Below are 19564 nucleotides of genomic sequence, written 5' to 3' on the forward strand. Positions count from 1 at the left end.
AAGAGAATCGTAAACGCCATGCAGGCAACCCCTGCGGTGTTTTGTCAAAGGGCCACAAGCCCAAAGCAGGAGTGTATATGTTGTATCGAGGTTACTTTTCACTGGCACACTGGTCGTCCGCTGGCGAACAATTCTGGGTTCGTTATTGCGCGGAGTTTCAGGCCGATGTGTTTCAAGGCGGCGGCGCGGTACTGCGCAAACTCGCCTCCCGAAAGATGCAGGAACTCAATGCCGGCGGCATCAGCATTGAAGACCTCGACATCATTCCCGGTAACAGCAGCAATAAACCTGAAAAGATTGATTGTGTAGGGATTTTTTCTCGCGCACTCAACGGTGGCGAACGCATCGAATTTCGCATCTGACTGCTCACCGGTCTCAGCCCCACAACGCGGATCCGAGCCGACCTGCAATCAAGGTCAGAGGAAAATCGCGTACCGGCCAGAGTGTCAATCCGAAGCGCAGCCTCGGAACACTTGCCGGCCCAGGGCATCAGGCCAGACAGTCAGTAGCCAGCTGTAGCCAGCAACGCAAGCTGCGAATAACTGCGCCAGCGGCTACCGCTACTGGCGAGCTACAGCGAGCAGCACCCTCTTCGTCAGCAGGGCTTTTTAGGGGTAAATCGCTTTGACGAGGCAACGCGCCGGGCAGTCCTCTGCCCGGCTCGACCCGTTACAGATTCGCCACTGGCTTGCCGACCCGGCAGCCCCTTCCAGGCGACCATGCCTTCAACCGTGCCCCGTCCCGCGCGCCACTGGCCATCAGGCCTCGCAGACCTTGTCGGTAAATACCAGCCAAAGCGCATGAACGACACCCGGTATCACTCCCAGCACCGTTAAAACGACATTAAACCAGAAATTTTTGGTCACTCCGACCTGAAGATACGCGCCCAAAGGCGGCAGAAAAATTGCCAACAAGATTTTGATCACTTCCATGTTTCAAGTCCCTTTGCATCTGGATGGATGCCTGATGAAGCCTAATGTGTTGAGCAGCTGACCCCAAATTATGTCGCCACCCGGCTGCTTTCAAACAACCCTGTTGTATAAGCAACCGTTTTATAATGATAACCGAGCTCACCCTGGTCACAGAGCATGAATGGCAGAGCCACTATCGCATCGCAGTGACTGAATGACTGTTTATGAGCAGCACTTCAGGGTAATGAGGCGCGCAGCAGAAGCAATCCGCCCAATCGCTCAGTAACCAGAACCGCCCCAGTTTGCGGGTTCTTAATACAGAAAGAAAGTACTCTTTTATTTGGGCCAAACAACCCATTCAGCGACACTCACCCGTCGGACCCTTAATAAGCCAGCCGTCACCAGGTGTGTTCATGAACTGGCACGGGGCAACATACGGCCGAGCGAGGCCACATCAGCACATCGAGCGGAGCCAGCTTGCAGTTTAATCAATCAGATGGAATGGAATGGGATGGGATGGATGGATGGATGGATGGGATGAAAAACAGAAAAGGTATCAGGCCCAGGGTCCTTCCCGAGCCAGACAATACATCAGCGCTGCGTAATGCCTTGCTGCAGTGCTGACGGCGGTTGCGGCTCATCGGCAAAGGCTTCACCCAAATCCAGGTAACTGCCCAGCACACCGAGAACAAACACGGCTACCGCGATGGTGAGAACATCGAACTTCATTACTAAAACCCCCTAAGGCCCTTCATTTTTTGTTTTTTTGATTTTGACTTGAGCGAAGAGAGCAAGATTTATACCTAAAAAGGAATTAAACGCCAAGCTCTTAATAACAATAAAATTATTGAGCCGCCATTGTAGGCCTTTCGTCTAAATCATCAACAGCCTCGAGCCCTTGATGAGACGCAGCTCACAGGGGGCGTGAGTATACACTAACCGCAGAGGATCAAAAGATACAACTGAATGGAAAAGGGGGCCCGGGGGAGGCTGGGTCAAATAAAAAGAGCGCGCCGCGCACGTCAACCGAACAATTGCCGAACCACGGACGCTGTGCGGCAGTGAAGACGCTGCCGCCCATCGATATTCACAGCACCCAACAAGGCACGCCTGCGGCCCCAAATTAGCCCAAAAAGAACTGATACGCCTCGTTTTGGGTCTCATCCCAAAAGGCGTAGCCCAGATCATTGAGAAACTTCTTCACCTCTTTATGTTCTTCCGCTGGCACTTGCAACCCCACCAGCACCCGCCCATAAGCTGAGCCATGGTTGCGGTAATGAAACATGGAGATATTCCAGCGTCCCGCCAGCTGCGACAGAAAATTAAACAGGGCACCGGGACGTTCGGGAAATTCAAACCGGTACACCCGCTCATTTTCGACTTGGGGCGCGTGCCCCCCAACCATGTGGCGAATGTGCATCTTGGCCACTTCGTTGTCGGTCATGTCGACCACATCGTAACCCTTGGCAACCAGTCCCTCGACCAGAGCCGCCCGATCCTGATGCTCCGGTGAAACCTGTACCCCGACAAAAATACGAGCCTCCTTGTCATCCGCATAACGGTAATTGAACTCCGAAATATTGCGGGACTTGCCCAGGTCGCGGCAGAAGGTCTTGTAAGAACCGGCTTTTTCAGGAATGGTGACCGCCAGAATCGCCTCGCGCTTCTCGCCGATCTCGGTGCGCTCGGAAATATAACGCAGGCGATCAAAGTTGGTGTTGGCACCACTGGTGATCGCGACCAGGGTCTGACCTTCAACCCCCTGCTCTTCCACGTATTTTTTCAGGCCTGCCAGCGCCAGCGCTCCGGCCGGCTCAGTGATGGAGCGGGTATCTTCAAAAATATCTTTAATCGCCGCACAGATCTCATCGGTGTTCGCGGTAATCACACCGTCAATGGTGTCCTTGAGGACCCGGAAGGTTTCTTTCCCGATCTGGGCGACCGCGACACCGTCGGCAAAAATACCCACGTGCGGCAGCTTCACCCGACGCTTTTTCTCCATCGCCGCTTTCAGGCACGCCGCATCTTCCGGCTCCACCGCTATGACCTTCACGTCCGGACGCACATATTTGATGTAAGCCGCCACACCCGCGCACAAGCCACCCCCGCCCACCGGGACGAAGACAGCGTCAATGTGCCCCGGGTGTTGGCGCAAGATCTCTAAGGCAACGGTTCCCTGGCCGGCAATCACGTCCGGGTCGTCGTAGGGATGGATATAAGTCATACCCTTTTCTTTTACCAGAGCCTGCGCGTGGGCCGACGCCTCGTCGTAGGTATCGCCGTGCAACACCAGCTTGGCCCCCCTGGCTTTAACCGCGTTCACCTTAATGGCCGGGGTCGTGCATGGCATCACAATGGTGGCTTTCACCCCCATTTTGGCCGCTGACATAGCCAATCCCTGAGCGTGATTACCCGCCGAGGCACAAATGACCCCGGCATCCAGCTCGGCCTGTGAAAGCTGGCGCAGCTTGTTATAGGCCCCGCGAATTTTAAAGGAGAACACCGGCTGCAGGTCTTCACGCTTAAACAAAACGGTATTGTTGAGGCGGGTCGACATATATCCGGCATAATCCAGAGGGGTCTCAACCGCCACATCGTAGATGCGCGCGTCGAGGATTCGCTTGATATAAGACTGGGGCATGGGGGGTACTCTTTCCATTCGAGTCGTAAAAAAGGGCACATAGTAAATCATTGGCCCATAAACGGCTATCGACACAGCCTTCGTGACCGTATAATAGCTGCCTCATTTTCCAGCCCATCACTGAAGACCGATATCATGACCCAGGACGAACTGAAAAAAGCCGTTGCCAAGGCCGCCGTTGACTACATCCAACCCAAACTGGATAACGACAGCATTGTCGGTGTCGGCACCGGCTCAACCGCCAACTTCTTTATCGATTATCTGGCTGAAATTAAAGGCAGTTTTGATGGCGCTGTGGCCAGCTCCGAAGCCTCCGCTGAGCGCCTCAAAGCTCACGGCATTCCGGTGTATGACCTCAACAGCACCGACGCCCTGGTGGTCTACGTGGATGGTGCCGACGAAACCAACCCGGCTCTGGAGCTCATTAAAGGGGGTGGCGCCGCACTGACCCGCGAGAAAATTGTCGCTGCCGTTGCGGAAGAATTTATCTGCATCGCTGACGGCAGCAAGTGGGTCGAGACCCTGGGCAATTTCCCCCTGCCGGTGGAAGTCATCCCCATGGCACGCTCTCACGTTGCCCGCGAACTGGTTAAACTCGGTGGCGACCCGGTGTATCGTGAAAACTGCATCACCGACAATGGCAACGTCATCCTCGACGTCCACAACATGGCCATCACCAACCCGGTGGAGATGGAAACCGCCATCAATCAAATCGTGGGCGTGGTCACCAACGGTCTGTTTGCCTGTCGCCCCGCCGACGTGCTGTTGATTGGTCGTGAAGACGGGGTCGAAACCGTTCGCGCCTAAATTTTCCAGGAACCGGGCTTCCACGAGCTGGGTTTCCAGGAACAGGGGTTTTAGCAACAGGGTTTCCAGGAGCAACGCATCCTGGAACAAGGTCGCCGGGGGCAACACCGCCCCCGGCAACGCGATTCGCATTACCGGCACGCCGGGCATTTTTACACCGCCGCAGCCTCTAACGACAGCCGGCTAGATCACCAAGGTCTGTACTTCCAGCCGATCGGCCAACCGCGCGTCCAGACGATCACCCACTTGCAACGGCCCAACCCCCGCCGGAGTTCCGGTCAACACCACATCCCCCGGCTGCAGCGTAAACGTCTGGCTGATGAACGCCAGCAGCGTCGCCACCGGCGTGATCATATCCCGGGAATTGCCATCTTGCTGCAAGCGGCCATTGCGCACTAACTGCAGCGGCACATCTGCCCAATCCCACCCCTGGGGAGAGACAAACGCCGACAGCGGACAGCTGCCATCAAAGGCCTTGGCCTTTTCCCACGGGTGCCCTTGCGCCTTCAAGCGGTCCTGCACGTCCCTCAAGGTGAGATCAAAACCGATGCCCACACCGGCGATCGCGGCCAACACCTGACTCTCATCGGCCTGGGTCAGGGGGCGGCCAATCAGCAGCGCCATTTCCGTTTCAATGTGGCAGGCCCCCTGCTGCCGGGGAATGGCAAATGGCTCTTCCAGCGGCACCAGGGCGGTCGCTGGCTTCATAAATAACATGGGCTCAGCCGGTACGGCGTTATTCAGCTCGCGGGCGTGCTCGGCATAATTGCGCCCCACACAGACCACTTTGCCCACCGGCAGTGGCTCGCCCAAAGCCTCAGCCACACTGATGAGCGCCCCCTCAGGGGTCAAAAATCGATGTTGATATCCCACAAAAAACTCCCTTCCGTTCACGGCACACGACGCGTCTGCCTCAACCTGACAACTATCCGGCAGCGATCAAACCACAGGTTCCATAAGCACGCAAAAGACCAAATGGGGGGTTTTCGGCTTTTTTCACCTATGAATGTTACGGATCAGCCTATAAAAAGGACGATTTAGCCATCACGTCTAAAGTCCCCTATGCTATCATAGCGCGCTTATTTTTCCGGCTCCGGCCGGGCCTTGCCCACCAGCCCTGTTTCTTCATTAAAACAAGTCAGCCGAGGCAAGCAACCCCTGCGAGCGCTATCACGTTACACGAGGTGTAAAATCCCTATGGCCAAAACGTCACTGGATAAAAGCAAGATCCGCTTTTTATTACTGGAAGGTGTTCACCAATCTGCAGTCACCACACTGGAGCAGTCCGGTTACACGAATGTAGAGTACCTGAAGACCGCCGTGCCTGAAGACGAGCTGATTGAGAAGATCAAAGACGCTCACTTCGTCGGCATCCGCTCACGCACCCAGTTGACGCGCCGCGTGTTTGAAAATGCCCCCAAACTGATTGCGGTCGGCTGTTTCTGCATTGGCACCAATCAGGTGGATTTAAAGGCCGCCCAGGAACACGGCGTCGCCGTTTTCAACGCACCTTATTCCAACACCCGTTCTGTAGCGGAACTGGTCATTGCCCAGGCGATCCTGTTACTGCGTGGTATCCCTGAGAAAAACGCCGTGTGTCACCGCGGTGGCTGGCTCAAGTCCGCCGCCGGGTCTTTTGAAATCCGCGGCAAAACCCTGGGCATTATCGGCTACGGCTCCATCGGCACCCAGGTCAGTGTGCTGGCCGAATCACTGGGCATGAACGTGCTGTTCTACGATGTCGTCACCAAGCTGCCACTGGGCAACGCCACCCAGGTCCGCGTCATGGATGAGCTGCTCCGTCAGGCCGATGTCATCTCCTTGCACGTACCGGAAACGGCCGCCACCCAGGACATGATCGGCGCCAAAGAATTCGCCACCATGAAAAAAGGCGCAATCTTCATGAACGCCGCCCGCGGCACCGTGGTGGACATCGATGCCCTGGCAGCGGCGTTGGAATCCGGCCACCTGGGTGGCACGGCCATTGATGTGTTCCCGGTTGAACCCCGCGGTAACGATGAAGAATTTGTGTCACCCTTGCGCGCCTTCGACAACGCCATCCTCACGCCTCACATTGGCGGCTCCACCATGGAAGCGCAGGAAAACATCGGTTTTGAAGTCGCTGAAAAACTGGTGAAATACTCCGACAACGGCACCACCACCTCTTCGGTCAACCTGCCGGAAGTGGCATTGCCGTCGCACCCGAATGCTCACCGCCTGCTGCACGTGCATCAGAACATTCCGGGTATCCTGTCGAAAATCAACAAAGTGTTTTCCGACAACAACATCAACATTGCCGCACAATACCTGCAAACCAATGAAAACGTGGGTTATGTGGTGGTGGACATCGACGCGGAATACAGCGATGTCGCGCTGCAGCAACTGCGCACCATCGAAGGCACGGTTCGCTGTCGCGTGCTGTTCTGATCAGCGGGCCAATCACCTGACTTGATCACGTCAAAAAGGCCGGAGACAATCACTCCGGCCTTTTTGTTTCTGCTGCCCACACTCAGGACTGACGACTGCTAATGACTGCTCCCCTGCTTGAAATCCGCAACGCCACCGTGTATCGCGGTGAATCGATCGTATTCGACAACCTGAACCTCAGCATCGAACAGGGAGAGAGCGTGGCCATCCTCGGCCCCAACGGCGCGGGCAAGTCCACCCTGCTGAAATTGCTGACCCGTGAAATTTACCCGTACGAAAAAACCGGCAGTCACGTGAAAATTTTCGGCAATGATCGCGTCAACGTGCAACAACTGAGGGAGAAGATCGGCCTGGTGTCGTACGACTTCCAGTCAAAGTACATGCCCATCACGACGGGATTCGACGTGGTGCTGTCCGGCCTGCTTGGCACCATTGGCCACCTGTATCACCACGACGTCAGCGAACAGCAACGGCAACTCACGCTGGACACCCTGGCGCGGCTGGGGCTGCTGCCACTAAAAGACAAGATGTTTCAGCACCTGTCCAGCGGTCAGCAACGGCGGCTGATCCTCGCCCGGGCGCTGATTCACCACCCGCAGACGGTGATCTTTGATGAGCCCACCAACAGCCTCGACCTGCAGGGGTGCTTTCAGGTGCTCAGCGACATGCGCCAGCTGGTCCGCGAAGGCACCTCGGTGATCATTGCCACCCACCACTTGCACGAAATCACTCCCGAAATACAGCGGGTGGTGTTCATCCGTGATGGGCAGGTGATCGCCGACGGCCAGAAAGCAGAGTTGCTCAGCGCCGAGCGCATCAGCGACCTCTACGGGACGGCGGTGCAGATGATCACCCAGGATGGCTACTATCAGGCACTGCCGGCCTGATCCGGCTTTCCAGGCCACGAATCGCTCGATCAGACTCAGGCGATCAAGTCCCGCAGTTTGACGCCCTTGCCTTTGTAGCTGACCTGAGCCAACAGCAGCTCCGCCGTAGCCAGCGCGTCGGTTAACGCATTGTGGGCCTTGCTCAACGGCAGATTATAGCGCTTGCAGCAGTTCGCCAGTCGCAGGGCATTGGCCTCCAGGGGCCGGTTGCGCCGCTCCAGGTTACGCTTTTCCAGCTGCAGCGTGTCCACCACCGGTAACAGCAAAGGCGCGCCATAGAGTCGACGGGTGATGCGATTGAGAAACGCCAGGTCCAACCCGGCATGATGAAACACCAGTGCCCGCCCGGCGGCGGCCTGAAGGAATCGACGCATCAGTTCGGCTTCCGTCAACCCCGCGTCCAGCTCGCAATCGCGCAAGGTATGGATGGTGGCACTCTCGCCGACGCTGTTTTGAGGTTTCAGCAGCCAGTGTTCGGCACTGCCCAGTAAAATCCGACCGTCTCGAATCACCACCCAGCCGACGCTTAACAACTCCCCGCTGGCAATCTCCAGCGCCGATGTTTCGGTATCCACCACCAGAAATTCCTGCTGCCGCCAATCCGCACCGCCGCAGCTGTGCGAGTGCTGCCAGCACTCGCGCAACGGCGCCATCGCCGAGGTTGACGACGCCAGCGGCTGCTCAGCCGAGGCTTCGGGGTGGTAAAAAGCGTGCCGCGCGCAATAGTACCAGCGTCGAAGTTTCAAACTGCACAAACTCCATGACATACGACGTTACCTTTTAAAAACACGTTTTGGGCCGGACCAGGACCACACCGCCATCAACCCGGCCCCGCTCTAAAGTCCGGGGCGGTAGGTGAGCTTTACCGCTTGCTGGGCATCACCGACGATATTGAAGGCATCGCGCAACTGCTTGCGCACCAGTTTCGGCAGCTCGTCGGGGTTGAGGTAATTACTGGGCGGCTTGCCAGCCAGCAAATGTTTGACCTGCCCTTCAATGCGGGTTTGCATAATGACCTGTAAAGCATCTTGCAAATTGCGACTGTCGTTGATGGTCATGGCCCGGGTTTGTGCCAGCTTGTGCAGCCGTTCAATGGTGTTGACCTCGCTGATACCGTGCGCCAAAGCGTGAATCCGGACGATGTCCACAATGGGGATGACGGCCCGTTTTTTGAGGTTTAACTCGTCGCGGTGCTCACCGTTGCGCTCCACCACAAAGCGCCGGAAGATTCCCAGTGGCGGCGGAGTATCCAACACATTTTCCGCCAGCGCCGCCAAAAAAATGGTGTTGCCGCTGGCGCGTTTGAGCATGTGCGCCTGCAGCTCACGGCACAGGGACGCATCGCCATGAATGGCCCGCAAATCAAAAAAGATACTCACACGCATCACCGCATCCGCGGTCGGACTTTTCGTCCAGCGATCCACCGTGGTTTTCCAACCGCGCAACGTCTGTCGCCATTCATCGGTGGTGGCCATCACCTTGCCCGGGCAATAAACATAACCACAGGCATTCAAACCGTCACTGACGCGGTGGGCCAATTGCTCAAACCAGCGTTCATCCGCGGGCGACAAATGATCGGCAATCAGCAGGGCGTTGTCCTGATCGGCGTTCAGTAATTGTTCACCCCGTCCCTGCGAACCAAAGCCCAGCCAACAAAAAGGCACCGGCGCGGGTCCCAACTCCTGCTCTGCCAAAAAAATCAATCGCGATGTCACCGCATCACTCACGGCCGTGAGAATTTTGCCCACCTGCGACGATTTGATACCCGCTTGCACCCATTGCACAAATAAATCCGGCAGCGGTTTAACCATTTTCTGGAGATCGTCCACCGACGTTTGCCGGCCGATGTGCTGCACCAGGTACACCGGGTCATCGCGTCGGGCCAACATCAAATCCGAGGCGGTGATGATCCCTTTCACCATATCCTGTTCCATCACCGGAATGTGGTGATAGCCCTTCTGAGTCATAAACAGGATGGCATCAAACAGCGTGTCGTCCGCCGAAATGGCCTCCGGGTTCGGCGTCATGATCGATTCAATCGGCAGGCTGACATCCACCCCAATCGCAACGGCCCGCGACCGCAAATCCCGATCGGTAACAATGCCCAGCAGCTGCTCCCCCTCCATCACCAACACCGACGAAATACGCCCTTGCGACATCACTTGCGCGGCGGTTTGAATCGAGTCCCGGGGACTCACCTTAAGCAATTTTTTCGTCATCAGGCCACTGACGCTGCGCATCATTTCGCTGGGGCTGGGCTCGTGACGGGCCGCACGTCGCACCCGCCGGCTGCGCTGACTGTGAAAAAAACGATCGAAGTCGCGATACTGCTGGCGAATTTTTTGGTATTCAGGCTCCGGCAGGAAGTACACCAGTGAGTCTTCGATCAACGTCGCCCGAATACCCGGCTGTTCCTGGCTCAGCCCCAGCAGATTAAAACTGACGCCCTCACCGAAACGGTCGATCAACTGGTCATTGTCGACTCTCAGTTCGGCCGCGCCACTGCGCATGATCCGCAGACCGCCGCCGTCATCCTGGGGATGAAACACATGCCCCTGGCGGTGATAACTGATTTCCATCACCGCAGCAACACGATTCAGCTCTGCCTCTGTAAGCTGATCAAAAGGGATGCATTCGGCGAGAAAATCCCGAATGCTGTTCAGTTCCGGATTGAGCGTGGGCGCATTGGTCACAGCTTGGCCATCCTGTTGGTAACATTCAAAAGCGGGCGTGCAACAAACCAGTTTACTCGGTCTGTTCGCCCCGAAAATCTTCCCCAAAAGACGTTTTGTACACCGAAAACTCCGTCGCTGCTTCTCCGTAATAAAGTGTCTCCTTGGACGACACCACCAAACGCAGACGACTGCTCTCAGGGTTCGGTCTGGGCAATTCCAAAAACCAGCGCAGGCCATCGTTTCCGTCCGGCTGCATTTCCAGAGGGGACTGGTCATCACTGGCCGAGTCCACCATGGCGACAATGGCACCGTCCAGAGGATAGTGCGATTGCAAGCGCAATAACATCCGGTTGTTGTCTTTCCAGTCCGTGGTCATGGTCAATTCGAAATCACCATTTTTCAAACCACAGACACCGCTGCTGTAGCGACAATTGGGTTTTTCCACCAGTTGATAGCGCTGCCCCGGTTGGGCGGCATGGGGTTTTTCACTGACGATGGCATCGACGGCAAAGTAACTGAGAACCGCCAGGATGGGTGCCACAATCATGGCGATAACGAGATGCTTATTCTTCAATATATTCACGCAGTTGCCTCATGGGTACGCAATAAAACCACAGATCCCACTGCCTCACAGCGGATTCGTAGACTCTCTCCCCTTCATCTTACTGCGATTGGCGAAGCCTGTGTTAACAAAAGCTTGCGTCAAAAACAGGAACACGTATCAAAAAAAAGCCCCGTTTCCGAGGCTTAAGGGGGTGATACCGGTTTTACTTAATGATCGTGAGCATCGGCGACGCCGGTTGGGACACGAATGTGTTCGACCAGATGCTGGATGTGTTCCGGCGGAGCTTTAGTGACACTAGACACGACATAGGCCGTGGCAAAGTTCACTACCGCACCCACGGCACCAAACGCATTGGGCTCAATACCCAGGAACCAGTTAGGGGACATATCCCCAAGGAACGCGGTGTCGGCCACAAACATGATGCCCTTGTGCTGGAACACGTACAGCAGGGTGACAGTAATACCCGCGACCATGCCCGCAATGGCACCCTCTTTATTAATTTTCTTGCTGAAGATCCCCATCATCAAGGCCGGGAAGATCGATGAGGCCGCCAACCCAAAGGCCAGCGCCACCGTTCCCGCGGCAAAGTCAGGCGGGTTGTAACCGAGGTAACCGGCCCCGACGATTGCCCCCGCCATGGCCACCCGACTGGCAAGCAGCTCCTGTTTCTCGTTGATCTCCGGCATAAACACGCCTTTTAACAAATCGTGAGAAATCGCCGAGGATATCGCCAGCAACAAACCCGCCGCTGTCGACAACGCCGCAGCCAGACCACCGGCGGCCACCAGCGCAATCACCCAGTTTGGCAGGCGCGCGATTTCAGGGTTAGCCAGAACCATGATGTCGTTATCCACTTTCACCATTTCATTCACTTCTGGATCAGCGCGGTACTGAATCAGGCCGTCACCGTTTTTATCCTCAAATTGCAGCAGGCCGGTTTTTTCCCAGTTCTTGAACCACTGTGGACGCTGTTCGTATTCCAGGTTCTGACCCGACATTGGCTCAATGGTGTTCATCAGGTTCAAACGTGCCATACCGGCAACCGCAGGCGCTGTGGTGTAGAGAATGGCGATGAACACCAGTGCCCAACCTGCCGAAGAACGTGCATCTTTCACGGTGGGGACTGTGAAAAAACGAATGATCACGTGCGGCAGACCTGCGGTCCCGATCATCAACGACAGGGTGTAGGCAAACATGTTGGTGGTGCTGAGTCGCAACTGTGTCGTGTATTCATGGAACCCTAACTCGGTCACCACTTGATCCAGGCGGTCGAGCAGATACACATCGGTGCCCGACAAGGTACTGCCCAGGCCCAGTTGCGGTAACGGGTTGCCGGTCAGGTTCAGCGAGATGAAAATCGCCGGGATGGTGTAGGCCAGAATCAGCACACAGTACTGGGCAATCTGGGTATAGGTAATGCCTTTCATGCCGCCGAGAACGGCATAGAAAAATACAATAAACATACCGATCAGCAAACCCAGCTCATAGCTCACTTCCAGAAAGCGGGAGAAAGCCACCCCAATCCCCTTCATCTGGCCAATGACGTAGGTAACCGAACAGATGATCAGGCAAATCACCGCCACAATTCGCGCAGTGCGGGAATAGAAACGGTCGCCAATGAACTCCGGTACCGTAAACTTACCGTACTTGCGCAGATACGGCGCCAGCAGCATGGCCAGCACCACAAAGCCGCCGGTCCAGCCCATCAGGAACACCGAACCGCCGTAGCCCATAAAGGCGATCATACCCGCCATTGAAATGAAGGAAGCCGCCGACATCCAGTCCGCCGCCGTCGCCATGCCGTTTGCAACCGGGTGAATACCACCGCCCGCGACATAGAATTCTTTGGTGGAGCCCGCACGCGCCCAGACGGCAATGCCCATGTACAGGGCAAACGTCAGACCCACCACAATGTAAGTTAAAGTTCTCAGATCCATGGTGTGTACTCCTATTCGTCGTGGACGCCGTATTTACGATCCAACTGCCCCATCTTGCGGGCGTAATAAAAAATCAAAACCACAAAGGTGTAGATGGCGCCCTGTTGTGCGAACCAGAAGCCCAGCTTGTAACCACCAATTTGAATTTGATTGAGAACATCGAACAAGAGGATGCCGCAGCCAAACGACACCACAAACCACACGATCATCAGCTTCACCATCAAGCCGACATTTTCTTTCCAATACGCTTTTGCATCTTCTTCAGATTTGAAAGCCATTATTGTCTCTCCTGTTATTCATTATTTTCGTCTTGTCGTTTGGGTCAGTGACACAGTTTTACTCTGGCCAGGCCCAGGGAACCATTGGACCTTGGTCTAGCCTCGCCGAGAAAACCCGTCTTACAACGCAAACTTCCAGGACATTTGCACGTAATCGGAATCGGCATCACTGCCCAGGGTTACGCCATCCGATTTGTAACTGTCATCCACCGAGAAGTTACCCACCTCAAAGCCCACCGACAGGTCCGGCGTCAACTGGTGGATCAGGTTGATGCCCCACTGACTGCGATCTATGTCAATAACATCGCTTTCCGAAGCCCCATAGAAAAAGTTACTGCGCCAGGTATCGCTCCAAAGTTGACGGTAGGACATCATGTAGGCGAGCGTTTCTTCGACTTCTACCTTACCGGTATCGGGATCAATCACCAGATCGGGAATCATGCCGCCGCCAATGTAGCGACCGGACTCACCCGCATTGACCTGGAAGCGCAAATCGTTGCGACCGAACATGAATTTGCCGCCGATATTGGCGGCCAGGGCGGTCTCATCCACGTCGCCCTGATCCAGCCGCCGCGCCAGGGCACCGACCTGAACTTCACCCCAGTCGCCGGCAAAGCGGTAGGTAGCCACCAGATCCGGGTATTTTTCATCGGGGTCAATGCCATCGACAATGCTACCGCCACCGGCCCCGTTGGTGCCGATGGTGCCATTGCCCCAGGTTTCGGGATTTTCCAGCGCGATATTGAAACCACCCGCACTGAAACGGATTTGCGGTTGACGCACAAACACCTCACCCATCATGGGACCGGCAAAATCCAGGCTGTCCGGGAAGGCCGCCAGCGGCGTGAAGGTACTCCAGTACTGACCGACCATCCAGTTTTTGTACTTGATAAAGGCGTGCCGCAGACGGGGATTGGTGGAGTTGGTGGCAATTTCGTTACCGTCACCGCCGTAGAAATCCATCTCGATCAAACCGCTCAGGTCGCCGCGGGTGTACTTCATGTTGAAACGCGTTTCCTTGACGTTGAAACCGGTGTGCTCGGTATCCACTTCGCCAGGATCATTACCACGCCAGTAATCCTGATACGCCAGGTCGCCGTTCACGTGGCGGAAATCCGCCTTGAGGTACCCCCCGAACGTCAGGCCACCGCCTTTGTTCACTTTGACCAGGGGTTCAACCACCTGATCGACCGGTGTGCGCTGTACGGCAATGGTGGTGATGGTGTCTTGTTGACTTGCCATCTGCGCTTTCAGAGTCCGCAGCTCCTGTTCCAGCATTTCCATCCGGCGCATCATCTCTTGATCGGTGGCCGAGAATGCCGAGGTCGCGGACATCAGTAAACAGGCACTGATGGCGCAGGCGATGGGATGCTTTTGTCGATTATTTTTCATGATTACCCTCTCCTCTTTTATTATGTCCAGCCAAAAGTATTTTCCGCATTGGCACAAACAACCATTAACCTTTGGTCTACATACCGACTAAAGTCTAAGGCTGAGGGGCGAGTGGCGAGTGGCGAGTGGCGAGTGGCGAGTCAGCCCAGGCTGCCCTCTCTGGCGGTGCCATTCACCTTGGGCGAGATGCGAGTCAGCCCAGGCTGCCCTCTCTGGCTGCGCCATTCACCTTGTGCGAGGTGCGAGTCATTGCAGGATGCCTTTCCGGCTGCGCCCTGCAACGCCGCCATGGCGAGGCATGTAACGTCAACGGTAGGGGCTCTGGGGCAGGTGACAGTCTCCTGCCATTGGCACGAGAAGCAGAAAAGATACGCGGGCGGTTCACATAACCACCACAAACCACAGACGCGTTTGCCCAACACCCCGGCGGAGAAAACCGCACTATCCGACCAAGGTCTAATGGTCTGGCGCGAGCAGAATTGATACAAATGGCGGCATGGCGAGCTGCAGTTCAGTCATGCGGTTTGTCACGGTTGGATCCCCCATTTTCAGAAGGACTCAGTTGCCTGATTCCTTCTGCTGGAAGGCCCAGCTCTCTATTAGCTATCTGCTGTAAGAGTCATTCTCTGCACGACCCTGCTTCGGGAGGGTTGTGTTTTTTTGTGCGCCAGATTTAGACGTTCCTACCGCATTGCTTATAAGAATGAGACAGCTGCTGCCGACCCGGTTATACTGGCCCGGCGCCACCGCACACTACAACAATAAACAGCGACACATTCGTATAGGTAGAACTCTATGGTTTCTCACCCATGCATTATCATTGCTGATGACCACCCCCTGTTTCGTTCGGCACTCAGCAATACTCTGCAACGGGAACTCAGTCAGCCGACGCTGCTAGAGGCTGAAGATTTCAACAGCCTGCAACAGACGGTTGAAGCCAATCCCACAGCCAATCTCATTTTGCTGGACCTGCACATGCCTGGCGCCGAAGGCTTCAGCGCACTGGTATTTCTCACGGCCCACTACCCCCAAATTCCGGTCATGATCGTGTCAGCCCACGAGGAAAGCGACATCATCCGTCGCGCCATGGATCATGGCGCCAGCGGCTTTTTACCCAAAAGTGCCGCGGTCGACACCATGAGTGAAGCGTTGCTGACCGTACTGCGTGGCAATTTATGGTTGCCCGAGGGACTCGCCAGTGCCCCCATTGCCGGCGACGATGAACTCAACATTGCCGAGGCCATGTCGACCCTGACCCCGCAGCAGTTTCGCGTTGCCACCATGCTCAGCCAGGGGCTGCTCAACAAGCAAATCGCCTATCAGTTGAATGTCACTGAAGCCACGATCAAGGCGCACATGACCGAAATCTTTAAAAAACTGGGGGTTCATTCCCGCACTCAGGCGGCCGTCGCCATCGGTCAGCTGGCCATCCACCCGGTACAGGGGTTGGAGGCGTTTCGCCGCCAGGAAACCTGAAACCGGCGACCCGGCTGCGGTCAGCCATCCACCGCCACTAATTTCTGCCGCCGCAAGGCCCGCCGCATGAGTGTTCGCAACGCCGCCGGCTGCACCGGCTTGGCTAAAAACAGGCACCCCGACTGCTGCACCTTATCGCGAACGTCATCGCTGTTATCGGCACTGATCACCACCGCAGGCAAGGGCTGCTGCCAGTGATAACGCAGCGCTTCCAGCACATCCAAACCGGTTTCTTCGTTGAGGTGAAAATCCGCCAGCACCAGCTGAGGCGCCGTGGCTTTCGGCCAGTGACTGAGCGCTTCGCGCAAATCAGATGCCGTCACCACCTCACAGCCCCACTGCTCCAGTAAAGACTGCATACCCGCCAGAATGACCGGTTCATTGTCGATACACAGCACCGCGAGCCCTTTCAGGCGCGGGTCGGCCACAGGCTTAACCCGGGCTTGCATCTGCTCTTCCCCCTCACTCACCGTAATCCGGAAGACAGATCCCTTACCGGGCACGGAGTCCAGACCGATAGGGTGTCCCAGTAACTGCGCTATGCGCTGAGCGATGGACAACCCCAGCCCCAACCCCTGAGTACTGCTCGCAGAGGAACCCAGACGTTCGAATTCATCAAAAATGCGTTGCCGGTCGCTTTCGGCAATGCCCGGCCCAGTGTCCCACACCTCCACCACCAGACTCTTGTCGCGACGCCGGCAGCCCAGCAGCACTTTGCCCTGACGGGTATAGCGCAGGGCATTGGAGATGAAGTTTTGCAGCACACGACGCAATAAATGCGGATCACTGTAGACCCAAACGGACGAGGGAACCCAGTGCAACTCCAGCCCCTGTTTACGCGCCAGCGCCCCCGCCTCACTGGCCAGTGGTCGCAGCAAGCTGTCGATGGAGAAGTTTTCACGCTTGGGTCGCTCTTTACCTGACCCCAGGCGCGAGATCTCGCGCAGCGAACTGATCAACTGCTCGCCCTGGGCCAGGGCATCGTCCAGATATTCCACGTCACTGCGCAGGCTATCGCTGTCAGGCATCTCCCTGGCGGCATGGGTGTTCAACTTCGCATTGAGGGAGGCGACGAATAAACGCGCCGCGTTGATGGGTTGCAGCAAATCGTGGCTGGCCGCGGCCAAAAACCGGCTTTTACTGGCGTGAACTTCTTTCAGTTCCTGCTCAACCCGTGCGCGAAGGTCATTTTCCCGCTGCAGCGAGGTGTTGGCCTGACGCAATTCTGCCGTGCGTGACTCAACGCGATCTTCCAGCGTTTCCTTGGCCAGCTCCAGCTGATCCAGCATGGCGTGGTAATCGCTGACATCGGTGTAGGTGGTCACATAACCGCCGTTGCCCAGGGGCGTACCGCGAATTTCAATCACCCGGCCACCGGGCAGCGAACGCTCCAGACGGTGCGGACGACTGGAACGCAATTGCACCAAACGCCGTTCCACCGCCGCCTCGGGACCCCCGTCACTGGTGTCCAGATAACCGCGCATGGCGTTGTAGTGATAAATTTTTTCAATCTGACAACCCACGTACAGCAGTCGCTTGGGGTAGTCGAACATCTGCTGGTACTGCTGATTCCACGCCACCAGCTGCAGATCCTTGTCCACCACGCTGATGCCCTGGGGAATGGTTTCCAGCGTGGTTTGCAGCAAGGTCTGGCTGAACTGCAATTGCCGGGAGCTGCCCCCCACCAGCGACACAAAATCCTGTAACTGCAACGGTTGCTGGCCCACCAACAGCTGCATGGCCCGATGCGAGGACACCGCCCCAATGATGGCCGCCAAATCACTCTCAATCATCGACACGGCAAATCGTGGGGTCTGGTCGTGGGGCAGCAAACGGTGCCCCACCCGCTTCTCAAACTCCTGCCACACCTCCAGGGTGCGCTCGAGTCCAAACAAGGGTTCCATCAACGCCTGCAGTTGATGCACCTCAATCCCGGAAGGCTCCATATCCAATTGCTGCAAACGCAGGTTCCAGCGCAAACGCGTGAACGCATCGGACTGCCGCAAATCCAGCAAGCTGAAGTTCGCCCGCAGCGACATCATCACGAACACCGCGCTGTTGACCAGCAAGCTCCAGAACACGCCGTGACTCAAGGGGTCCAGCCACCCCATGCCCAACAGGTTATTCGGCGTTAACCAGGCCACGTCCAGCAGCCCCCGCACAATCAAGGGGTGATCTGCGGGCAACACCGCAGGCAACAGCAGGCAATAGAGCCACAGGGCCATGCCCGCCAATACCCCGCCAATCACGCCGTGGGCATGCCCTTTGGGCCAATAGAGGGCGGCCAGCACCGCCGGCATCAATTGCGCCGTCGCCGCAAACGACATCAGCCCCATGGACGCCAGCCCTTCGGCATTGCTCATGATGCGTTCCAGCGCCCAGCCCATCATCAACACCAACACGATCGACAAGCGACGGATAAAGCGCAGTGATTTACCCAAATCGCTGGCGGTTTGCCCGCGCCGCGAGCTCGAATGCAACCACGCCGGCACAATCAGTTCGTTAGAAATCATGATCGACAGGGCGATGGTGGCCACCACCACCATACCCGTGGCCGCAGAAAGGGCGCCGATAAACGTCAACACCAGCGTGGTTTCAGCCCCGGCCCAGCGCGGCAGCGATAACACATAACTGTCCGGGTGCACATCCAGACCGGCAAATAGCCCCGCGCCGACATGGGCCAGGGGCAGCACCAGAACCGCAAAAATGGCCAGATACAACGGCAGCAACCAGCGGGTAAAACGCAAATCGGAGCGGTGTTGATACTCCACCACCATGACATGAAACTGGCGGGGCAGGCACACGATGGCAATGGCTGCCAACAACACTTCGGTGAAAAACACCGGACTGGTGAGCTGCTCGAGTCTGAAATTCGGCTTGACCGCCATACTGCCCAGATCAACCTCAGCGCTGAGAATCAAGCTGATGGCGAGCCCGGCCACCATCACAAACGCAACAATCTTAACCACTGACTCCACGGCCACCGCGGTGATCAGACCGCGCAGGCGATCGGGACCGTCAATCACCCGGGTGCCGAACAAAATGGCAAACCAGGCCATCACCATGGCCGCGATCAAACTGGACCAGGAGTCAAAGGCACCGGCGCTTGCGGTTCCCCAATGCATGGAGGACCAGGCAATCCCCACACCGCGCAGCTGCAGGGCGATATAGGGCAGCGTGCCCACCACCAACACCAGCGTCACGATGGCGGCCAGGCGCTGGTTTTTACCGTAACGGGAGCCGATAAAGTCTGCGATCGACGTCACTTTGTTGCGGGAGCTGATGATCAACAGCCGCCGCAGAAAGCGCCAGCCAAACAGAACCAACAGAATTGGCCCCAGATAAATGGGCAGGAAATCCCAACCGCTCTCCACCGACTGGCCCACCGCTCCCAGGAACGTCCATGAGCTGCAATACACTCCGATGGACAAGGTGTAAACCAGCGGCCGCCACCAGGGCTGTTGCATGCGGTGGCCGTAACGCTCCGCCAACCAGGCAATCGCAAACAGCAACCCGCCGTAGAGAAACACCAGTACAAGGATTAACTGACTGTCCATGCCATAACCTG

General features: G+C 56.6%; 16 protein-coding genes. 5 read left to right on the plus strand and 11 right to left on the minus strand.

Annotated elements, in window-relative coordinates:
- Positions 1-77 precede the first annotated feature (77 nt).
- The gene (locus G8770_RS19460) at positions 78-362 is read left to right on the plus strand and encodes a hypothetical protein (RefSeq protein WP_167190989.1); all 285 of its coding nucleotides are present in this window, start codon (positions 78-80) and stop codon (positions 360-362) included.
- A gap of 396 nt (positions 363-758) precedes the next feature.
- Here the strand turns inward: G8770_RS19460 and G8770_RS19465 are convergent, their stop codons facing one another.
- The 3 genes from G8770_RS19465 to ilvA form a co-directional block, all read right to left on the minus strand.
- A complete protein-coding gene (locus G8770_RS19465) occupies positions 759-932 on the minus strand; it encodes a YqaE/Pmp3 family membrane protein (protein WP_167190991.1) in 174 nt (57 codons plus the stop codon).
- Between the two features lie 570 nt (positions 933-1502).
- Positions 1503-1640, minus strand: coding sequence for a hypothetical protein (locus tag G8770_RS19470; protein ID WP_167190994.1), 138 nt, complete (start codon positions 1638-1640; stop codon positions 1503-1505).
- A 394-nt stretch (positions 1641-2034) separates the two neighbouring features.
- Positions 2035-3552 (minus strand): threonine ammonia-lyase, biosynthetic, encoded by a 1518-nt coding sequence (ilvA, locus tag G8770_RS19475; protein ID WP_167190997.1) that lies wholly within the window; start codon positions 3550-3552, stop codon positions 2035-2037.
- A 135-nt stretch (positions 3553-3687) separates the two neighbouring features.
- Between ilvA and rpiA the strand changes: the two genes are divergently transcribed.
- The gene (rpiA, locus tag G8770_RS19480; RefSeq protein ID WP_167191000.1) at positions 3688-4359 is read left to right on the plus strand and encodes a ribose-5-phosphate isomerase RpiA; all 672 of its coding nucleotides are present in this window, start codon (positions 3688-3690) and stop codon (positions 4357-4359) included.
- Positions 4360-4542: 183 nt separating this feature from the next.
- On the opposite strand, the gene G8770_RS19485 is transcribed toward rpiA, so the two are convergent.
- Entirely contained in the window at positions 4543-5232 is a 690-nt protein-coding gene (locus G8770_RS19485) for a fumarylacetoacetate hydrolase family protein (RefSeq protein ID WP_425050827.1), read from the minus strand.
- Between the two features lie 324 nt (positions 5233-5556).
- Here G8770_RS19485 and serA point away from each other — a divergent pair, with 324 nt between their 5' ends.
- Positions 5557-6786: a phosphoglycerate dehydrogenase gene (serA, locus tag G8770_RS19490; RefSeq protein ID WP_167191003.1), complete on the plus strand. Its 1230-nt coding sequence runs from the start codon at positions 5557-5559 to the stop codon at positions 6784-6786.
- A 101-nt stretch (positions 6787-6887) separates the two neighbouring features.
- Positions 6888-7673, plus strand: coding sequence for an ABC transporter ATP-binding protein (locus G8770_RS19495; RefSeq protein WP_167191006.1), 786 nt, complete (start codon positions 6888-6890; stop codon positions 7671-7673).
- A gap of 35 nt (positions 7674-7708) precedes the next feature.
- Here G8770_RS19495 and G8770_RS19500 read toward each other — a convergent pair whose 3' ends face one another.
- The 6 genes from G8770_RS19500 to G8770_RS19520 all read right to left on the minus strand — a co-directional run bounded on the left by G8770_RS19500 (position 7709) and on the right by G8770_RS19520 (position 14520).
- Complete coding sequence (locus G8770_RS19500) at positions 7709-8440, minus strand: 3'-5' exonuclease (RefSeq protein ID WP_208022382.1); 732 nt, start codon at positions 8438-8440, stop codon at positions 7709-7711.
- A gap of 69 nt (positions 8441-8509) precedes the next feature.
- A complete protein-coding gene (locus G8770_RS19505; protein ID WP_208022383.1) occupies positions 8510-10366 on the minus strand; it encodes a putative nucleotidyltransferase substrate binding domain-containing protein in 1857 nt (618 codons plus the stop codon).
- Positions 10367-10418: 52 nt separating this feature from the next.
- The gene (locus G8770_RS23955) at positions 10419-10931 is read right to left on the minus strand and encodes a hypothetical protein (protein WP_208022384.1); all 513 of its coding nucleotides are present in this window, start codon (positions 10929-10931) and stop codon (positions 10419-10421) included.
- A gap of 188 nt (positions 10932-11119) precedes the next feature.
- Positions 11120-12850 (minus strand): sodium:solute symporter family protein, encoded by a 1731-nt coding sequence (locus tag G8770_RS19510; protein ID WP_167191012.1) that lies wholly within the window; start codon positions 12848-12850, stop codon positions 11120-11122.
- Between the two features lie 11 nt (positions 12851-12861).
- The gene (locus G8770_RS19515; RefSeq protein ID WP_167191015.1) at positions 12862-13128 is read right to left on the minus strand and encodes a DUF4212 domain-containing protein; all 267 of its coding nucleotides are present in this window, start codon (positions 13126-13128) and stop codon (positions 12862-12864) included.
- Positions 13129-13248: 120 nt separating this feature from the next.
- Positions 13249-14520, minus strand: a complete 1272-nt coding sequence (locus G8770_RS19520) for a DcaP family trimeric outer membrane transporter (RefSeq protein WP_208022385.1) — start codon at positions 14518-14520, stop codon at positions 13249-13251.
- A gap of 795 nt (positions 14521-15315) precedes the next feature.
- Here G8770_RS19520 and G8770_RS19525 point away from each other — a divergent pair.
- Positions 15316-15996 (plus strand): response regulator transcription factor, encoded by a 681-nt coding sequence (locus G8770_RS19525; protein WP_167191017.1) that lies wholly within the window; start codon positions 15316-15318, stop codon positions 15994-15996.
- Positions 15997-16016: 20 nt separating this feature from the next.
- On the opposite strand, the gene G8770_RS19530 is transcribed toward G8770_RS19525, so the two are convergent.
- On the minus strand, positions 16017-19553 hold the full coding sequence (locus tag G8770_RS19530; protein WP_167191020.1) for a hybrid sensor histidine kinase/response regulator: 3537 nt from the start codon (positions 19551-19553) through the stop codon (positions 16017-16019).
- Positions 19554-19564 lie beyond the last annotated feature (11 nt).

Source organism: Pseudomaricurvus hydrocarbonicus (assembly GCF_011602365.1).
In the GTDB taxonomy this organism is placed as follows: Bacteria; Pseudomonadota; Gammaproteobacteria; order Pseudomonadales; family Cellvibrionaceae; genus Pseudomaricurvus; species Pseudomaricurvus hydrocarbonicus.